Below are 16,527 nucleotides of genomic sequence, written 5' to 3' on the forward strand. Positions count from 1 at the left end.
CATGGTCGCCGATGGGGATGGGGCTCCCCCGATAACCGCCTGAAAGGGCTGATGGCTCCTGCCAAGACGAACCGGCGTTCGTCGATGGCAGGCCGTGCCTGCCCTCGGCGTTCGCCATCGAATCAGCGAACCCGTACCCGAGGCACGTGATGCACGCATTGAACAACTACTTGCTGGTCTTCATCGGCGGCGGGCTCGGCGCCTGCCTTCGCCATGCCTGCAACCTGATCGGTACGCGGGTGGCAGTCGGCAGCCCGTGGCCATGGTCGACCTTCCTGATCAACATCAGCGGCGCGCTGCTGATGGGCGTGCTGGTCGAAGCCTTCGCCCTGCGCAATGGCGCCTCGCCGCAGCTGCGCCTGCTGCTGGCCACCGGCGTTCTCGGCGGCTACACCACGTTCTCCACCTATGCACTGGAAATCGGCCTGCTGCTGCAGCGCGGCCAGCATGGCCTGGCAGCGCTGTACGCCGGCGGTTCGGTGGCACTGGGCCTGGTCGGCCTGTTCGGCGGCATGAAACTGGCGCGGCTGGTGCTGGGCTGAGGCTTAGGCCGCGCCGGCGCGGGCCTGTCCGCGCCACTCCCGCGGCGACTGCCCGGTGTGCGCCTTGAACGCGCGCGACAGCGCCGCTTCGCTGCCGTACCCCACATCGTCGGCAATCCGCTTGAGCGGTCTGCCCTGGCGCAGCGCCTGCTGCGCCAGGCCCACCCGCCAACCCTGCAGATACTGGCCCGGCGTGGTGCCCATCGCCTCACGGAAGCTGGCGGCAAACACACTGCGCGACATGCCGGCGACGTCGGCCAGGTCTTCCAGGGTCCAGGACTGTGCGGGCGCCTCATGCATCGCCACCAACGCCAGCCGCAGCCGCGGATGGCCGAGCCCGGCGAACAGGCCACCACGCATCTCGCCGCCTTCCATCAACTGGCGCAGCACCTGGATCATCACCACCTCGAACAGCCGGTTGACCATCGCCGCACGCCCGCAGCGCTGCTCGAAGGCCTCTTCGAACAGCAGCTCCAGTGCTGCGCTGCCGCCGTAGAGATCCGCCAGCGGCATGCAGATGAATTCGGGCAACGCGGCGCTGATCGGGTTCAGCCGGCCGCCCTCGAAATGCAGGTTGGCGCAGGCCATGTCGGCGCCGTGCTGCGGATCGGTGCTGAACCGATGCGGCATCGGCCGCGGGTACAGCAGCAGGCTCGGCACCTCGACCTGCACGGTCTGCTGGCCGTGGCTGACCTGCAGCGGGCCACGTCGCACCAGGTGCAACTGCCCGGCTTCATCCTCGCCGTCCAGCGTGTTGATGCCGCACAGCGCGCCGGCATGGAACACCGAGGCGGTGACCGAAAAACGTTCCAGCAGAATGGCGAGACGGTCGACCATGACGGGACTCCGGATCAAGCGAGACGAACTCAATGCGACAGATCGTATCGGATTCGGCGGTTGAGGGGGCGGCACTGGCTGAGTGATCCGTCGAACGCTATACAGGCCGCACATCCCCGCGCATGGAGGCACTGATGTCGATCCGCATCGCCCTGGCCCTGTTGCCACTGCTGCTCGTGGCCCCGCACGCCCTGGCCGCTCCGTCCTCGAAGATCGACCACCTGGCGTGGCTGGCCGGTTGCTGGCAGCTTGATGGCCAGCCGGCCGGCGCCGGCGAGCAGTGGTCCACCCTGGCTGGAAACACCCTGTTGGGCAGCAGCCGCAGCCTGCGTGACGGCCGCACCGTGGGTTTCGAGTTCATGCAGCTGCGCCAGCATGACGACGGCCGCCTGGTGCTGACCGCCCTGCCCTCCGGCCAGAACGCCACGGACTTCAACGCCACCCGCGTCGATGCCAACGAGGCAGTATTCGAGAACCCGGCCAACGACTTCCCGCAGCGCATCCGCTATCGACGCCTCGATGAACAGCGCGCGCATGCGCGCATCGAGGTCGCGCAGGACAACCCGAAACAGGCCCTGGACTTCCCGATGCATCGCGTTGCCTGCGGTGGACCATCACCCACCCACTGAAATACAAGCGCCCCGGACTGGCCGGGGCGCCTGCATACGGTCAACACCACACGGACATTCACCCGGCCAGCGTGGTTTCCAGCGCCTTCAGGCCATCGCGGTAGATACCCTCGAACAGCGCGGACGCTTCTTCGTTGCTGACGCCCATCGGAGTGAACTCACCGGACCAGTCGATCCGCGAACCGCCGCCCTGCTCGACCACACGCAGCGTGGAGCGATAGCCGGTAACCGGGAACGGCGCCTGCAGGATCGAGTAGGTGTAGCTGCGATCGGCCTGGTCGAAGGCTTCCAGGCGCTCGACGATGGCATCGCCGTCGGGATTGGCCAGGTGGCGCACGCGACCGCCATCGCTGAGCGTGCTCTGGGGAATGTACGGAAGCCAGTCGGGCAGCGAATCGAAGCCGCCGATGAGGTCCCAGACCTGGTCGGCCGGGGTCGGCACGGTGATGGATACAGAAGCAGTTGCCATGGGAAGGTCTCCTTCGTGACTCAGATGTTGTCGATCGGCAGCGGGGCGTTGGCCGCAACCAGGCCCTGGGCGCGCAGTTCCTGCCAGAACCCGGCCGGGGTGATTTCCTTCAGTGCGGCGTCGTCTTCGGCGATGCGCTCGGGACGGCTGGCGCCCGGAATCACCGCTGCCACTGCCGGGTTGGCCAGCGAGAACTGCAGGGCGGCCGCCTTGATGCTGATGCCGTACTCGGCCGCGATGGCCTTGATGCGCTCGACCCTGGCAAGGATCTCAGGCGACGCCTTCTGGTACTCGAAGTGGCTGCCACCGGCCAGCACGCCGGAGCTGTACGGACCGCCGACCACGATGCCGGTGTTGCGTTCGGCCGCCTTCGGCATCACCCGCTGCAGCGCACGCTCGTGGTCGAGCAGCGAGTAGCGGCCGGCCAGCAGGAAGCCGTCCGGACGGGCTTCGTCCAGATCCAGGGTCAGCTCGATCGGCTCGACACGGTTGACGCCCAGGCCCCAGGCCTTGATCACGCCCTCCTCGCGCAGGCGGGTCAGCACCTTGAAGGCGCCGCGGCGTGCGGTCTCGAAGTACGACAGCCACTCATCGCCGTAGAAATCCTGGGCGATGTCGTGCACCCAGACGATATCGAGACGGTCGGTCTTCAGGCGCGTGAGGCTGTCATCGATCGAACGCAGGGTGGCATCGGCCGAGTAGTCATTGACCAGCTTGTTGGGGCGGCCGGCGACGAACAGGCCGCCCTTCTCGCCAAGATCGCGGGCGCTGGTGTCTTCCACTTCGTCCAGGATCAGGCGGCCGACCTTGGTGCTGAGCACGAAGTCGTCGCGGTTGCGCTTGGCCAGCGCGTCGCCGAGCCGGATCTCGGCCAGGCCGGCGCCGTAGAACGGGGCGGTATCGAAGTAGCGGGTGCCCTGTTCCCAGGCCGCGTCCACGGTGGCCTGGGCCTCGGCTTCCGGGATGTCACGGAACATGTTGCCCAGCGGCGCGGTACCGAAGCCGAGGGCCTTGCCAGCCAGCAGAGTGTTGATGCTCATGGGGTTCCCCTTGGGGACGTTGTTGAGGTTGAGGCATAGGCTAGGCTTGCCCAATAAGACTGTCCAAGACATAATTTGTCCATCTTGAGTCCCGGACGGTCTTATGCTCGATCTCCGCCAACTGCGCTATTTCGTGGCCGTCGCCGAGGATGAACACGTCGGCCGCGCTGCCGAGCGCCTTCACATCTCCCAATCCCCGCTCAGCCGGCAGATCGCGCAGCTGGAGGAACGGCTGGAACTGCAGCTGTTCGAACGCTCGCAGCAGCGCATCCGGCTGACCGCCGATGGCCGCACCTTCCTGGCCGAGGCACGCGCCCTGTTGACCCACGCCAACCGGCTGGAATCGCTGGCACGCCGGCTCGGCCGCGGCGACGAGGGCGGCCTGTGCATCGGCTACCTGGAGTACGCGATGCACTCCGGCGTATTGCCCGCCGCCCTGCGCGAACTGCGTGGCGACCGTCCTGCCGTACACATCGCGCTGTACAACCAGCAGTCGGACACGCAGCTGGAAGGCCTGCGGCAACGCAGCCTGGACATCGCCCTGGTCTGCGACCCCCCCGCGTTCGACGATCCGGACCTGGAGGCCACGCAGGTGCTGAACGATCCAATGCTGCTGGCGCTGCCGGCCGGCCACCCATTGGCCAGCGCAGAGACCATCACGCCAGAGGATCTGGCCAGCCAGCAATGGATCGGCGTGATGCACAAGGAAAGCGCGCTGCGCCATGACACCTTCATCGCCGCCTGCGCGAAGGCCGGCTTCACCCCGACCATCGCCATGGAGGCGACCGAGCCGCTGGCCGCACTCGGTCTGGTCGCTGCTGGGCTGGGCCTGACCAACCTGCAGCGCAGCCTGGACCACCAGGCACCGCAGGGCGTGGTACTGCGCGAGCTGCCGTGGTTCAGCTACCGCACACCGCTGTGGGCGGCCTGGCACCGCATCAACCTGCGCCCGCTGGTCGAGACCTTCCGCAGGACGCTGGTGCAGACCGCAACCGAGGGCAAGCCGGCCTTCGTCGACTGAACTGACCGCGCTATGCCGGGCCTGCCTCGGTGTAGCGCATCACCGCAAAGCCCTCTTCCGCGGCCGGTGCAACGAAGTGGCGGGTGATCTGTGCGAACTCCTCATCGCTGGCCTGGAACGGATGCTCACCGCGCGCATTGCGCGCACGCAGCCGCGCCTTGCAGACCTCGTCGGCAACATCCAGGAAATGCAGCTGGTGCGCGGCTCCCTCCGGCTCGAACAGCTCGCGCGCCCATGCCCGCGCGGCCGGCGTGTTGAAAGGGAAATCGAGCACCACCGAGACGCCCATGCGCAGCAATGTGCGCAGATGATCGGCCAGCACATTGCGCAACGTGGCTGCACGCTGCAGATAGTCGGCAATGGAATGGATTTCGCCCGGATACAGCGCCGCCAGCCAAGTGTCTTCGCTGATCAATACGTGGCGCGGCTTCAACGCCAGCTGCTGCGACAGGGTGGATTTGCCGGCACCGATCTTGCCGCACAACAGGTGCAGGGTCGGCGCAGCGTCGTTCGATGAAAGGTCGTGCATCTGCATTCTCCTTGGTGGATTCATTACCCGGGAGAGCGCTGCATGCAACCCGCCTTCCCGGGCAGGTTGCTTGGCCGAGATGACCGCGCGCTACCCCGCCTTCCCGTGGGGAATGCGGATAATCGACGCGATGCTGTGCAGGGCCATGCCGCCAGCGTAGAGCGCAGCACCGCCGACCGGCAATGCCCTGCGGCACTGCAGCGCGCGCAAGGTTGTGCAGGGATCTATGCTCGGCGCCATTCCCGCATGGAATGACCCCGATGCGAACCTTGTTTCGATGTGCGCTTGCCCTCTGCCTGCTGCCTTGGATGGCATCGCTGGCTGCACCACCGCCGGCACCGCGCACGCTCAGCGGCGAGCTGCAGGGCGCACCGTGGCGGCTGGATGTACCGGCCAGCTGGAACGGCGACCTGGTGATGCTGGCCCATGGCTATGAACCGGTCGGCATGCCACGCACCGCACCCATGGCGGCCAATGACAGCACCGCGCCACTGCTGGCAGCAGGTTACGCCGTCGCGCAGAGCGCCTATGCCAGCCAGGGCTGGGCGGTGGCCGATGCGATCACCGATACAGAACGCCTGCGCCAGCAGGCAGTGGGTGAACTCAAGCATGTCCGCCACACCTGGATGCTGGGATTCTCGATGGGCGGCGCCGTGACCATCGGCAGCCTCGAACGCTTCCCGCAGCACTACGCAGGTGGCGTGTCGCTGTGCGGCGCCAATCTCGGTGGCGAACAGATCGCGACCGATCTGCTGACCACGCTGGTCGCGTTCGATTACTTGTTCCCCCAGGCTGATGGGCTGCCGCCCACCGGCCTGCTATCGCGCGAAGCGGCGGCGCTGCCGCAGGGCGAGTTGTACCAGGGCATCGCCAATGCACTGCAACGTGATCCGTCGCACGCCGCAGTGCTGGCACGGCGGCTGCAGGTCTCCGCTGATGCACTGGCCGGCACGATCAGCCTGCACGCGCTGGTCCTGCATGAACTGGCTGCACGGAGCGGCGGCATGCCGATGGGCAACATCGGCGTGGTCTACAGCGGCTTTGGCGATGACACCGCGTTCAATGCCGGCGTGCAGCGTGTCAGCGCTGTTCCCGCGGCGCAGGCGCATGTCCGCAACTCGCTGGCAATCACCGGCGCACTGAAGCGACCGCTGGTGATCCAGTTCAACCACAACGACCCGACCATCGTGCCGCACATGCAGACGGTGTATCCGCAATTGGCCGTACGGGCTGGCGCACGCCCGCTGCCACGCGTGTTGCCGCCGGTGGGCGAAGGACACTGTGGTTTTTCTGGGGCACAGGTGGTCGACGCCTTGAAGGCCGTGCAACGCTGAGTCCATCGCGTGCCGCAACGCATCACCACCGTGCCGGAAGGGGCTGCTCGGGTGGCGTGTGTCGTTCAGCCGCCAAGGCCTCGGCCTGACCGGCATGGTGCTGCACGATGCACGCCGCCCGATCGGCATGCAGGGCCAGGCGCTGACCGTGCGAGCGCAACCATGACGGGCCCAGTCAGCCGCCCAGCGTGCCCATCGTGAAGGTGTAGCCCGAGCTCATCAGGAATTCGCGCATGCGCATTTCCGCGCGCCGCGGTGAGGCCAGGCTGGCCGGCGCATACAAGGCATACACCAGGCCCGATCCCTCGATATGCTCGCGGCGGACCTCACAGCGGGCGGTTTCCGAGGCAATCACCCATCCGTCCTTCAGCCGCTCCGGCCCGATGGATTGCCCGTTCTTCAACCGAAAGGTCAGCCAACGCACATCTGCCATGACTTTGCTCATTTCCGTTTCGCTCCGTGGCTGAAGCGACGCGTGATGTCCTTGCTCGCCATTGCGGCTCCCTGAGACGTGGAACCTGACCATAGCGCCTTTCCATGTCGTGGCCGGCTGAGACTGGCGGCCGCGGCATGCGAGCTGCCGCACGGGTTCCCTCGCGGCGTCGGAAATGGCGCCGGCAGGGAGCGTCCTGCCGGCGCAGTTCACAGGCAGGGAACCCGACTCACCCAGCGCGGTCGCTGCCCTGGTTCAAGGCGTGCAGCGCATCGGCCAGCGCCTGGATTTCGGCACGCAGGGCCAGCCGCTGCAACCACCGCCCGGGGATTCCGCGCGCACCATGGAATGCGCCCGCCAGCTGCCCCGCGATGGCGGCCGTGGTGTCGGCGTCCTCGCCAAGATTGGACGCCTCGAGTACGACGGCTTCAAAGGTGTCGTGGCGATCAAAGCACCAGAGTGCAGCTTCGACACTGTCGACAACATAGCCATTGCCACGGATCTGCTCACGCGCGGCACCGCGGTAGCCGCCCGCCGCGATCTGCTGCAGCCGCGCGCTCTCGACGGGGACATTGCTGAGATCCAGCACCGCGTCACGGGTGCCACCTGCCAACGCCCGCTCCAGCGCGACCGCCAGCAAGCGGCACGCCTCCAGGCACTCCTGCGCAGCGTGCGTCGTTCGCGAACTCAGCTCGGCCATTGCCTGCAGGTCGGGGGTCCCGGCGTAGCGCAATGCCACCGGCGCCAAACGCATGATCGAGCCATTGCCAGCGCTGCGTGGGTCGTCACTACCCGCCAGCGGATGGCCATCCTGCAGGAACCGGTCGATCGCAGCCCGCGTTGCCATACCGATATCGAAGCACTCGCCGGTCGCACTCCAGTACCCATGCCGGTACCAGTTGGCGTAGCGGTTCATCTGATCGTGCACATCGAAGGTGTCACAACGCACCAGGCTCTCGGCCAGGCACATCGCCATGGAGGTATCGTCGGTCCATTGCCCCGGCTGCAGCTGGAACGGCCCACCACCCACCATGTCGGTGATCGGGGTGAAGCTGCCACGAGGCTTGAACTCCAGCGTGGTACCGACGGCATCGCCGCACGCGAGGCCGAGCAAGGCGCCGCGGAAGTGATCAATCTGGTTCATCAGACCAGTGTAGCGCCACCGGATCCGCCATGACTGGCCGCCAGGCCGCGCAACGATCGCGCAAGCGGGAACGCAATCGTAGCCAACAAAAAAGCCCTGACCGGAGTCAGGGCTTTTCAATTGGAGGCCTCAAGCGGAATCGAACCGCTGTAAACGGATTTGCAATCCGGTGCATAGCCACTCTGCCATGAGGCCAACGTACTGCGCGCCAGGAACGGAACCCTGACAAGACAAAACCCCATGATGGGGCCTGTCGGAACATGGAGCGGGAAACGAGACTCGAACTCGCGACCTCAACCTTGGCAAGGTTGCGCTCTACCAACTGAGCTATTCCCGCATAAGCCGCCATGGTACCGGAAATCCGGAACACACACCAGCGATTTCACCTTTCTGACTGCGCGTAAAGCCTTGTGGCCCAACGTGCCCCGCCTTGCCGTGGCGGGAGAAAAACAAGGCCCCTGCCGGGGCCCTGTAGAATCTGGAGCGGGAAACGAGACTCGAACTCGCGACCTCAACCTTGGCAAGGTTGCGCTCTACCAACTGAGCTATTCCCGCAGATTCCGTTCGACCTGCGTCGAAGGAGCGCTATTGTGTCCAAATTCCTTCACGCCGTCAACAGTCTTCACATCATGCGGTCACGGGCGTCCGCACTGGGGTACGCTGCCCCGCCCAGCCCCATGCGCCCATGTTCCTTCGCGGCAAACCCTTGTTGATCGCCCTGCTGCTGCATCTGCTGGTGGCGCTGCTGTACTGGGCACTGATTCCGCTGGGAATGAACTGGTATCGCGACCATTTCGGCTTCACCGCCCATCGCGACATCGGCCTGGGCATCGCCCAGTTCCATCTGTTCTGGATGTTCATTGGCGCCCAACTGCTGATCGCAGTGTTGCGGCCATTGTTCGCCAAGCTGCTGGTGCTGGCGGCGCCGCTGGCGTTCGCCAGCTGGACGCTGATGCACGACCATCCGCTGCGCCTGGTGTACTTCACCGTTGGACCTGGCCTGCTGGCACTGGCCGCAATCGCCGCAAGCCTGCGCTATTCGTCGCGGGCAACCTCCCGCTACACCACGGACACCACCGATGCCTAGACGTTACATCCGCCTGTTCTGGCTGCTGGTCGCGCTGACCTGGCTGGCGCTGATCGCCGCACTGGTCAATGCCGGCTTCACTCCGGACTACTGGCTGCTGCACCACCTGGAAGGCGCCGAACTGCCCTACCCGACCAGCACCGTCATCGTCTTCGCGTTGCTGGGCACCGTCGAACTGGTGGTAGCCGCCTTGATCGTGCGGCCGTGGAGACTGAAACGCCTGTGGCTGCGCCTGCTGATCGCCTTCGCCCTTCTGCTGCTGTGGTCGGTGCCGTGGATGCTGTCGGCGATGCATCAGCCGCCGGTACAAGGCATGCATCTGCTGTGGCTGCTGCTGTTGGACGTGGGCCTGCTGCTGGCGCTGTGCATGGTGTCGGCGGTGAGCGCGTGGCGGGCGTTCAGGCGTCGAGGGCGCGCGGATGCGCCCCCGTTGCAGCACTAGGCCTACTTCCGGAACTCCACCCGCACATGCTGGCCGAAGCGCGCCTTGGCCTCGCCATCGAACTCCAGCACGCACTCCACCACCTTGGCCACGCCACGCCCCGCGTCTTCAGGCAGGCGAGCCTGCGCGAACACCGGGCTGATGCGTACCACGCGTGCGGGCGGCAGCGTGCTGGCGTTCTCGGCACCATCGCTGTCTGGCACCACGGTGGCCCTCATGCCCACCTGCACGGCATCGGCGTAGGCCGCGCTGAGTTCGGCACGTACCTGCAGCGGGCGCGCCGGCAGCAGTGATATCGCCGGCTTGCCGGCCTGCACGAAGGCGCCGAGGCCCGGCACCTGGCCGACCACGGTGCCGGCTTCCGGCGCGCTCAGCGACATCTGCTGCAGTTTCAGCCTGGCGTGTTCCAGCTTGTGCTGGGCCATGTCGACCTGCGCACCGGCCACGTCGACATCGGCGCGTACGCCAGCCAGCTGCTGCTTGGCCGCATCGGCCTGCTGGTTGGACGACACGCCTTCGCTCGCACCCGTGGACAGGCGGGTGGCATTGCGCTCCAGTTCGCGCAGCTGCGCCTGGCTGCCCTTCAGGCGGTCATTGGCCAGTGCGAGATCAGCGGTGGCCATCGCCACTTCCTGCTGCAGCAGCGCACCGTCCAGCGACAGCAGAAGCTGCCCCTTCTTCACCGTGGCGCCCTCCTTCACCAGCGCGGCGGTGATCGAACCATCCACCGGCGGCGCCAGCGCGATCAGGCCACCCTCGACATCGATGATGCCGCGCGCCACCGCAACCTTGCCGGCGGTGGCAGTGCTGGCTTTACCTGCAGGTGCCTGGGCGGGCGCGTCCCTGGAACAGGCGCAAAGCAGCAGTGCCGCGGACAGTACCAGGCTGAGGGGAAGCAGGTGCGACGTCTTGGTCATAGGGCGGACTCTACGGTTTCGTTCTGGCGGCGGTCATCACGGACCATGCCGTCTTCCATGGCGATCACCCGATCGGCATGCCGGATCAGGCGCGGATCGTGGCTCACGCACAGCACGGTGGCGCCATGCGCACGTGCGTAGCGGTGCAGGATGTCGATCACGCGCTGGCCATTCTCGGCGTCCAGCGCGCTGGTGGGTTCGTCGGCGAAGATCAGTGTCGGCGACTTGGCGAAGGCACGGGCGACGGCCACACGCTGCTTCTCACCGCCGGACAACTGCGCCGGGCGCATTTGGCTGCGGTGGCTGAGGCCCACTTCTTCCAGCGCCTTGCGCGCCAGCGGCTCGCTTTCGCGATTGCGCATGCCGCGGTAGCCCAGCGGCAGCTGCACCTGCTCCAGCGCAGTCAGTGCAGGGAACAGGTTGAAGCCCTGGAACACGAAGCCAACATGGTGCAGGCGGAAGCGCTCCACCTCGCCGCGGGTCATGTGCCCCACGTCCTGACCCAGCGCGTGCACGCGACCGCCATCCGGCGCGGACAGGCCCGACAGCAGCGACAGCAGCGTGCTCTTGCCGCACCCCGAAGGGCCCGAGACCAGGGTCAACTCGCCCGGATAGATGTCCAGCGACAGGCCGCGCAGCACCGGCACCTGTACATCGCCGGACATGAAGGCTTTTTCCAGTGCGTCGGCCTGCAACGTGGGAGCGACGGCATGTTTGGAGGTCATCGGCCGGTCCTCAACGCAGCAGCAACGATGGATCGGAGCGGACCACACTGCGTACCGCCATGATGCTCGACAGCATGGCCATCACCGCGACCAGCGCCACGCAGCCGATGATGACCATCGGCGTCAGCTGCACCGGCACGCGCTGGGACTGTGCGATCAACAGCACGACGGTACTGAACGCCGCCGCCAGCAACATGCCCACGCCACCGATCAGCAATGCCTGCTCGAATACCACCCGTGCCAGCGCGTAGCGACCTGCGCCGAGCGCGTTGAGCGTGGCGTACTCGCGCACCGAACCAGCCACCACCGAGGCGAACGACTGGTTGGTGATCACCGCGCCGACGAAGCAGACGATGACCGCCATGAACAGCACCGCGATGCCGGCGCCGGTGTCGAACAACCAGTACTGCTGCGAACGGCTGGCGAACGCCGGCGCGGTCCAGAACTCGACCGGCGTGGCCTGGCCCATCGACGCAGCGAGGCGGTCGCGCACGCGGTCGACCAGGTCCGGCGAGCGCAGGCCCGCCACGAAATAGGTGCTGCCCTCGTGCGGATCGGTACCGGCGATGGCACGCGCGGTATCCAGCGAGGCCAGCACGTTGACGCCACCGAGGCCACGCAGGCCCGGTTGCGCGGCGACCACACGCACCGCCTTGCCATTGATCCATGCACGGTTGCTCTGCAGGTCCACGCCGAGCGTATCCAGGTCGGCGCTGTCGACGATCACCGCCCCCGGCTCGCGCAGCTGCGCGCGCAGGTCGGCAGGCAGGATGCGCGCGAACATCATTGCGTCATCGCCGGTGGAGATGCCGGACAGGTACACCGACACGTTGCCGGTACCCTGCGCACCCGAGCGCCATTCGCCATCGACCCACTCGTAGGGCTCGACGCGGGTGACATCCGGGTCCATGCGCAGGTGGCTTTCGACGTCGGCGCTGATCGCATGGCCGTAGTTGACGCTCTGGGTGCCGGGGAAGCCGGCCCAGATGTCGGCCGAGGACGCTTTCACGTAGATCGCAGCGGTACCGAAGATGCCCAGCACCAGTGCCGCCTGCACGATCAACAGCACACCGGCGAAGCACATCGCCAGCACCACCGGCAGGAACCGGCGCCATTCATAGGCCAGGGTCTTGCGTGCCAGCGCGATCATTGCGATTCGCCCTCACCCTCGACAGGCAACGGAGCACCACCGAGGGCGCGGTAAAGCGATGCGAAGGCCAGCACGCGCGCACCCTGTGCACCGATCAGGTCGGCCTGCGCGGCGAGTGCCGCACGCCGCCCGTCAAGCCCGTCGAATTCGCTGGACAGGCCCAACTGCACCTGCCGCGCCTGCCGCTTGACCTGTTGCCCGGCGGCATCATCGGCCGCGCGCAGCGACTGGATGCTGCTGTCCTGGCGCGCCAGGCTGCCGAGCGCGCCTTCCACTTCACTCACACCTTCAAGGACTGCCTTGCGGTAGCCGAGCAGCGCGGCATCCAGTTGCCTTTCGTCAGCATGGAAGCGTGCGCGGCGCTGGCCCCAGTCCCACAGCGGAATATCGATGTACGGGCCGATGGACGGGCTCGAATCGGAATTGGAGCGGGCGTTCTGGGTGAGGTTGTAGGCGTACAGGATGGAGCCACCGAGGCTGACACGCGGATACATCGCGGCGCGTGCCGAACCCTTGCTGGCAGCAGCCTGCATCACCTCCGATTCGGCCAGCAGGATCTGCGGCCGATGGCGCAGCAGATCGGCCGGGACCTGCTGCAGCGAGAACGCACCCAGCGTCGGCGGCGTGCGATAGGCACGCCAGGCCGGGTCCGGGCCATCGCGTCCCAGCAGCAAAGCCAACGCACGGGCAGCGTTGTCCGCGTTTTCCCGTGCCTGCGCCGTGGCCGCGCGGGTGGCGGCCTGGCGTGCACGCAGGCGATCAAGTTCGCCGGGCTCATCAAGGCGCAGGCGCTGGCGTACCAGGGCCAACTGTTCGCCGCGATCGTCCACCGCCTGCTGGCGGGCCAACAGGTCCTGCTGGGCCTGCGCCACGGTCAGATCCAGATAGCTGCGCACCACGTCGGCGATCACCGCGACCTGCGCGGCACCACGCAGCGCCTCGGCGTTGCCGGCCGACGCCTGCGCGCTCAACTGCGCGCTCTCGGCGGCGCCGAACAGGCCCAGGTCCCAGATCGCTTCGATACCCGCGTGGAAGTAGGTGTCGACCGCAGCGGCATCCTGCACCTGCTTGGCGCTGGCCGTGATTTCCGGCAGGAAGCGCGAATCGGACGTGCCGGCGACAATCCGCACGGCCTGCAGGCGCAGCGTGGCCTGCTGCAGGTCGAGGTTGCCGGCGATGGCCTGATCGACCAGTCCATCCAGCGCCGGGTCGGACAACACTTTCCACCACTGTTTGGCGTCCACCGCCACGCCCTGGCCCTGCGGCACCTGGGTCCAGGTACTGGGCGTGCGGTCAGGCAGATCCGGAACCGGCACCGACATGCAGCCCGCCAATGCGAGGCTTGCGAGCAGCGCGCCGGGTCGCAGCACTGCCTGCAGGGAGAGTCCGCGCCCGGTCCTGGGCACCGCCACTGGAGTGATACGCCTGACCACCAGCCCGCCAACGTGTAGAAGGAGCATGAAGGCTACCGTGCGATTGTGGAGCGAACATGGAGAAATGGTCCGAAAAAGGTCACAGCACGCGTGCGGTTCAGGCAACGCCGGCGCAGGCCTTTCGCCAGCCTTTCAGTGCCTGCAGCAGGCGGAACACTGGTGCGGATTCCAGGTCATTGCGTCTGTTGCAGCCCCTCGTGCCAGGTGCTTCCGATCGTCCCCACGATCGCTGCGCCCCCGTCATGCCGATTGCGACACCAATGTCGGAATCGCCCCCCAGCTGCAGACTTACCACGCCCACCATGAAAATGTCGTGGCCCGCCTGTAGCGACCCGCCTGGCCAACGTCATGACAAACGAAAAACGCCCCCTTGCGGGAGCGTTTTTCTTGAATCTGGAGCGGGAAACGAGACTCGAACTCGCGACCTCAACCTTGGCAAGGTTGCGCTCTACCAACTGAGCTATTCCCGCAGATTCCGTTCGACCTGCGTCGAAGGAGCGCTATTGTGTCGATATTGCTGCACGGCGTCAACAGGAATTTTCACGTGAACCGAAGGACGGCGTTCAGGCGCCCCCTGCCTGCTCGCTTTACGTGCGCAGGCCACGGCGGTGGAAGTAGACCTGCTCGGCGATGCGCCGCGTGGCCCCCGTGTGCAGCAGTGCGTTGAGCGGCCAGTCGGCCTGCAGATGGTCCATCGCCCAGCGCAGCAGGCGCTTGCCGTGGAATGCCGGCGCCACCTGCCGCGCCACCCGCTCGGCGTCCGGCCCCTGGCCGCGCAGATGCCGGGCGATCGCCTCGCCGACCGCCCAGCCGTGCCGCCACGAGGAGTGGATGCCGCCGGCGGACAGCGGCGAGACGATGCCTGCCGCGTCGCCGGTCAGGATCACGCGTTGGCCGGTGAAGGGCCCATCCGGCCGGCCGCACGGGACCAAGCCGGCGCGGGTGGCCGAGGGACGCGCCGAAGGCGGAATGCCGACCACATTGCGCACGTGGTCGAGGAAGCCATCGATATCCGGCGGCCGTACCTGTTGCGGGTCATGACGCAGCGCCAATCCCACCTGCAGCCCGGTCGGATTCTGCGCGACCCAGCCGATGTAGCCCGGTGCGTAGCGCTTGCTGACGAAGCAATGCAGTGCATCGCCCTGCGACACTTGCAGGCCGGCGAACTCACGCTCGACGCCGTAGAGGTTGTCACGCACCTGGCCAAGCCCGGTGCGTTGTGCCACGCGTGAGCGTGCGCCGTCAGCGCCAACCAGATAGGCGCATCGCCCTGCCCCATCCACCTGCCAGCCGTCACCACTGCGATGGGCGTCGGTAAAGGACTGCTGCAGGCGCAGGTCGACGCCGTTCGCATGCAGCTCGCTGGCCAGCCAGCGCATCAGGTTCGGCGTATCGGTGGTGAGGAAGTAATAGCCCGGTGCGGCCAGCAACACGCTGCGAAGGTTCGGCGCATACAGGCGCACGTTTGCGACCCGGTCCACCAGATGTTCGGGCATGCGCCCCAGCCAGGTCTCCTCCATCGCTTCTTTCACCACGATACCGGTGGTGTGCAGGCGCTCGCCGGGGTCGACCTTGCGTTCCAGCACGCAGACGCGCAGACCGTACTGCGCGGCGGCCAAGGCGCAGGCGGCACCGGCGAAACTGGCGCCGACGATGACCACATCGTGGTCGTAAGCAGAGGATTGATGAGGCATCGCGGCATCGCCGGGCTGGAACGGAGATACAGCTTCGCGAGCACGCGTGGTGAGGCGATGGGGTGGCGGTGAAGCAGGGATGAAGTGCCCTGCACACAAACGAAGAACGCTCCCTTCCGGGAGCGTTCTTCTTGAATCTGGAGCGGGAAACGAGACTCGAACTCGCGACCTCAACCTTGGCAAGGTTGCGCTCTACCAACTGAGCTATTCCCGCTTGGGAGGCGAAATTCTACCTGTTCCAAGGATGGCGTCAAGCGGTTTTTCCGGGGCCTGCGAGGCGCCTTGCACCGCGTATCCATGCATGGCGTGGATCTACCACGGCATCCCCGCAAACCGATGGATCCGCCCCCTCCGTGGATGCGGCATTTCCAGTAGATCCACGCCGTGCGGGGATAGGCGCATCGATGGGGTCAGAGCCCTTTCCTTCGGAAAGGGATCCGACCCCGGGGCTCAGACCCCGGGCTCAGTTGCCCAGCTTCTTCTGCCGCGCACGCTCGCGCGCCGCGCGCTCATCGTCGCGCAGGCTCGGCCACGCGGCGTGCAGGTACTGCAAGCCCGACCACAGGGTCAGCACGGCGGCAATGGCCAGAGTCCAGTCGCCGATATGGAACACCGGCCAGCCCATCCAGATGTCTTCCACCGGCACGTTCGGGGCCACCGAGTACAGCAGGCACAACAGCGCGACCATCTGCGCGGTGGTCTTGACCTTGCCGATCATCGCCACGCGCACCTTCGCGCGCTGGCCCAGCTCGGCCATCCATTCGCGCAGCGCCGATACCGCGATCTCACGGCCGACGATGACCGCCGCCCAGAACGCCATCCACGGCGTCGGGTGGCCCTGCACGATCAGGAACAGCGCCACTGCCACCATCAGCTTGTCCGCGACCGGGTCGAGGAAGGCGCCGAAGGCCGACTCCAGCTGGTAACGGCGTGCGATCCAGCCATCGAGCCAGTCGGTGATCGCGGCCAGGCCGAAGATCGCCGCCGAAGCGAAGTTGGTCCAGGTGTAGGGCAGGTAGAACACCAGCACCAGCACCGGGATCATCACGATCCGCAACAACGTCAGCCAGGTGGGCAGGGTCAACTTCATGCTTGCGTGCT

18 protein-coding genes, 5 tRNA genes and 1 riboswitch are annotated in these 16,527 nt (G+C 66.6%); of the genes, 6 read left to right on the top strand and 17 right to left on the bottom strand.

Annotated elements, in window-relative coordinates; genetic code table 11:
* Positions 1-4 precede the first annotated feature (4 nt).
* A riboswitch (Fluoride riboswitch) is annotated at positions 5-68 on the top strand.
* Between the two features lie 81 nt (positions 69-149).
* Positions 150-542 carry a fluoride efflux transporter CrcB gene (gene crcB, locus AC5QAB_RS08410; RefSeq protein WP_088497734.1) on the top strand — a complete coding sequence of 131 codons (393 nt, stop codon included), beginning with the start codon at positions 150-152 and terminating at the stop codon, positions 540-542.
* 3 nt (positions 543-545) lie between these two features.
* Here crcB and AC5QAB_RS08415 read toward each other — a convergent pair whose 3' ends face one another.
* Positions 546-1,379: an AraC family transcriptional regulator gene (locus AC5QAB_RS08415; RefSeq protein ID WP_495233339.1), complete on the bottom strand. Its 834-nt coding sequence runs from the start codon at positions 1,377-1,379 to the stop codon at positions 546-548.
* Positions 1,380-1,513: 134 nt separating this feature from the next.
* On the opposite strand from AC5QAB_RS08415, the gene AC5QAB_RS08420 reads away from it, so the two are divergent.
* Positions 1,514-2,008, top strand: a complete 495-nt coding sequence (locus tag AC5QAB_RS08420) for a DUF6265 family protein (RefSeq protein ID WP_032959297.1) — start codon at positions 1,514-1,516, stop codon at positions 2,006-2,008.
* A gap of 58 nt (positions 2,009-2,066) precedes the next feature.
* On the opposite strand, the gene AC5QAB_RS08425 is transcribed toward AC5QAB_RS08420, so the two are convergent.
* Positions 2,067-2,477: an SRPBCC family protein gene (locus AC5QAB_RS08425; protein WP_032959298.1), complete on the bottom strand. Its 411-nt coding sequence runs from the start codon at positions 2,475-2,477 to the stop codon at positions 2,067-2,069.
* A 20-nt stretch (positions 2,478-2,497) separates the two neighbouring features.
* Positions 2,498-3,517 (bottom strand): aldo/keto reductase, encoded by a 1,020-nt coding sequence (locus AC5QAB_RS08430; protein ID WP_032959300.1) that lies wholly within the window; start codon positions 3,515-3,517, stop codon positions 2,498-2,500.
* Between the two features lie 103 nt (positions 3,518-3,620).
* Here AC5QAB_RS08430 and AC5QAB_RS08435 point away from each other — a divergent pair, with 103 nt between their 5' ends.
* Positions 3,621-4,538: a LysR family transcriptional regulator gene (locus tag AC5QAB_RS08435; protein ID WP_495233340.1), complete on the top strand. Its 918-nt coding sequence runs from the start codon at positions 3,621-3,623 to the stop codon at positions 4,536-4,538.
* Between the two features lie 10 nt (positions 4,539-4,548).
* Here the strand turns inward: AC5QAB_RS08435 and AC5QAB_RS08440 are convergent, their stop codons facing one another.
* Positions 4,549-5,067 (bottom strand): P-loop nucleotide/nucleoside kinase family protein, encoded by a 519-nt coding sequence (locus AC5QAB_RS08440; RefSeq protein WP_495233341.1) that lies wholly within the window; start codon positions 5,065-5,067, stop codon positions 4,549-4,551.
* A 260-nt stretch (positions 5,068-5,327) separates the two neighbouring features.
* On the opposite strand from AC5QAB_RS08440, the gene AC5QAB_RS08445 reads away from it, so the two are divergent.
* Positions 5,328-6,401: an alpha/beta hydrolase family protein gene (locus tag AC5QAB_RS08445; RefSeq protein WP_495233342.1), complete on the top strand. Its 1,074-nt coding sequence runs from the start codon at positions 5,328-5,330 to the stop codon at positions 6,399-6,401.
* 175 nt (positions 6,402-6,576) lie between these two features.
* On the opposite strand, the gene AC5QAB_RS08450 is transcribed toward AC5QAB_RS08445, so the two are convergent.
* The 5 genes from AC5QAB_RS08450 to AC5QAB_RS08470 form a co-directional block, all read right to left on the bottom strand.
* Complete coding sequence (locus tag AC5QAB_RS08450) at positions 6,577-6,846, bottom strand: hypothetical protein (protein ID WP_032959304.1); 270 nt, start codon at positions 6,844-6,846, stop codon at positions 6,577-6,579.
* A gap of 217 nt (positions 6,847-7,063) precedes the next feature.
* On the bottom strand, positions 7,064-7,978 hold the full coding sequence (locus tag AC5QAB_RS08455) for an ADP-ribosylglycohydrolase family protein (protein WP_495233380.1): 915 nt from the start codon (positions 7,976-7,978) through the stop codon (positions 7,064-7,066).
* 121 nt (positions 7,979-8,099) lie between these two features.
* Positions 8,100-8,173, bottom strand: a tRNA-Cys gene (locus AC5QAB_RS08460).
* A gap of 66 nt (positions 8,174-8,239) precedes the next feature.
* Positions 8,240-8,315, bottom strand: a tRNA-Gly gene (locus AC5QAB_RS08465).
* Between the two features lie 142 nt (positions 8,316-8,457).
* A tRNA-Gly gene (locus AC5QAB_RS08470) sits at positions 8,458-8,533 on the bottom strand.
* 130 nt (positions 8,534-8,663) lie between these two features.
* On the opposite strand from AC5QAB_RS08470, the gene AC5QAB_RS08475 reads away from it, so the two are divergent.
* Complete coding sequence (locus AC5QAB_RS08475; protein WP_046429875.1) at positions 8,664-9,065, top strand: hypothetical protein; 402 nt, start codon at positions 8,664-8,666, stop codon at positions 9,063-9,065.
* Positions 9,058-9,507, top strand: coding sequence for a hypothetical protein (locus tag AC5QAB_RS08480; RefSeq protein ID WP_014646638.1), 450 nt, complete (start codon positions 9,058-9,060; stop codon positions 9,505-9,507). Before AC5QAB_RS08475 ends, AC5QAB_RS08480 begins: the two co-directional genes overlap by 8 nt.
* 2 nt (positions 9,508-9,509) lie before the next feature.
* On the opposite strand, the gene AC5QAB_RS08485 is transcribed toward AC5QAB_RS08480, so the two are convergent.
* The 8 genes from AC5QAB_RS08485 to pgsA all read right to left on the bottom strand — a co-directional run bounded on the left by AC5QAB_RS08485 (position 9,510) and on the right by pgsA (position 16,516).
* On the bottom strand, positions 9,510-10,424 hold the full coding sequence (locus tag AC5QAB_RS08485; RefSeq protein WP_014646637.1) for an HlyD family secretion protein: 915 nt from the start codon (positions 10,422-10,424) through the stop codon (positions 9,510-9,512).
* Positions 10,421-11,149: an ABC transporter ATP-binding protein gene (locus AC5QAB_RS08490; RefSeq protein WP_495233343.1), complete on the bottom strand. Its 729-nt coding sequence runs from the start codon at positions 11,147-11,149 to the stop codon at positions 10,421-10,423. Before AC5QAB_RS08490 ends, AC5QAB_RS08485 begins: the two co-directional genes overlap by 4 nt.
* Before the next feature lie 10 nt (positions 11,150-11,159).
* Positions 11,160-12,299, bottom strand: coding sequence for an ABC transporter permease (locus AC5QAB_RS08495; RefSeq protein WP_495233344.1), 1,140 nt, complete (start codon positions 12,297-12,299; stop codon positions 11,160-11,162).
* Entirely contained in the window at positions 12,296-13,759 is a 1,464-nt protein-coding gene (locus AC5QAB_RS08500) for a TolC family protein (RefSeq protein WP_495233345.1), read from the bottom strand. Before AC5QAB_RS08500 ends, AC5QAB_RS08495 begins: the two co-directional genes overlap by 4 nt.
* A 367-nt stretch (positions 13,760-14,126) precedes the next feature.
* Positions 14,127-14,202: transfer RNA gene (locus tag AC5QAB_RS08505), tRNA-Gly, on the bottom strand.
* A gap of 117 nt (positions 14,203-14,319) precedes the next feature.
* Positions 14,320-15,426 carry an NAD(P)/FAD-dependent oxidoreductase gene (locus AC5QAB_RS08510; protein WP_134967251.1) on the bottom strand — a complete coding sequence of 369 codons (1,107 nt, stop codon included), beginning with the start codon at positions 15,424-15,426 and terminating at the stop codon, positions 14,320-14,322.
* 138 nt (positions 15,427-15,564) lie between these two features.
* A tRNA-Gly gene (locus AC5QAB_RS08515) sits at positions 15,565-15,640 on the bottom strand.
* Positions 15,641-15,889: 249 nt separating this feature from the next.
* Entirely contained in the window at positions 15,890-16,516 is a 627-nt protein-coding gene (gene pgsA / locus AC5QAB_RS08520; RefSeq protein WP_012510614.1) for a CDP-diacylglycerol--glycerol-3-phosphate 3-phosphatidyltransferase, read from the bottom strand.
* Between the last annotated feature and the right edge of the window lie 11 nt (positions 16,517-16,527).

It is taken from the genome of Stenotrophomonas sp. YJH_SMC_127 (assembly GCF_059372445.1).

Coding starts and splice junctions, on each gene's coding strand:
- AC5QAB_RS08475 (WP_046429875.1), top strand. CDS start 8,664: ATGTTCCTTCGCGGCAAACCCTTGTTGATCGCCCTGCTGCTGCATCTG.
- AC5QAB_RS08450 (WP_032959304.1), bottom strand. CDS start 6,846: ATGAGCAAAGTCATGGCAGATGTGCGTTGGCTGACCTTTCGGTTGAAG.
- AC5QAB_RS08445 (WP_495233342.1), top strand. CDS start 5,328: ATGCGAACCTTGTTTCGATGTGCGCTTGCCCTCTGCCTGCTGCCTTGG.
- AC5QAB_RS08430 (WP_032959300.1), bottom strand. CDS start 3,517: ATGAGCATCAACACTCTGCTGGCTGGCAAGGCCCTCGGCTTCGGTACC.
- AC5QAB_RS08415 (WP_495233339.1), bottom strand. CDS start 1,379: ATGGTCGACCGTCTCGCCATTCTGCTGGAACGTTTTTCGGTCACCGCC.
- AC5QAB_RS08495 (WP_495233344.1), bottom strand. CDS start 12,299: ATGATCGCGCTGGCACGCAAGACCCTGGCCTATGAATGGCGCCGGTTC.
- AC5QAB_RS08455 (WP_495233380.1), bottom strand. CDS start 7,978: ATGAACCAGATTGATCACTTCCGCGGCGCCTTGCTCGGCCTCGCGTGC.
- AC5QAB_RS08440 (WP_495233341.1), bottom strand. CDS start 5,067: ATGCACGACCTTTCATCGAACGACGCTGCGCCGACCCTGCACCTGTTG.
- pgsA (WP_012510614.1), bottom strand. CDS start 16,516: ATGAAGTTGACCCTGCCCACCTGGCTGACGTTGTTGCGGATCGTGATG.
- AC5QAB_RS08510 (WP_134967251.1), bottom strand. CDS start 15,426: ATGCCTCATCAATCCTCTGCTTACGACCACGATGTGGTCATCGTCGGC.
- crcB (WP_088497734.1), top strand. CDS start 150: ATGCACGCATTGAACAACTACTTGCTGGTCTTCATCGGCGGCGGGCTC.
- AC5QAB_RS08420 (WP_032959297.1), top strand. CDS start 1,514: ATGTCGATCCGCATCGCCCTGGCCCTGTTGCCACTGCTGCTCGTGGCC.
- AC5QAB_RS08485 (WP_014646637.1), bottom strand. CDS start 10,424: ATGACCAAGACGTCGCACCTGCTTCCCCTCAGCCTGGTACTGTCCGCG.
- AC5QAB_RS08480 (WP_014646638.1), top strand. CDS start 9,058: ATGCCTAGACGTTACATCCGCCTGTTCTGGCTGCTGGTCGCGCTGACC.
- AC5QAB_RS08490 (WP_495233343.1), bottom strand. CDS start 11,149: ATGACCTCCAAACATGCCGTCGCTCCCACGTTGCAGGCCGACGCACTG.
- AC5QAB_RS08425 (WP_032959298.1), bottom strand. CDS start 2,477: ATGGCAACTGCTTCTGTATCCATCACCGTGCCGACCCCGGCCGACCAG.
- AC5QAB_RS08500 (WP_495233345.1), bottom strand. CDS start 13,759: ATGCTCCTTCTACACGTTGGCGGGCTGGTGGTCAGGCGTATCACTCCA.
- AC5QAB_RS08435 (WP_495233340.1), top strand. CDS start 3,621: ATGCTCGATCTCCGCCAACTGCGCTATTTCGTGGCCGTCGCCGAGGAT.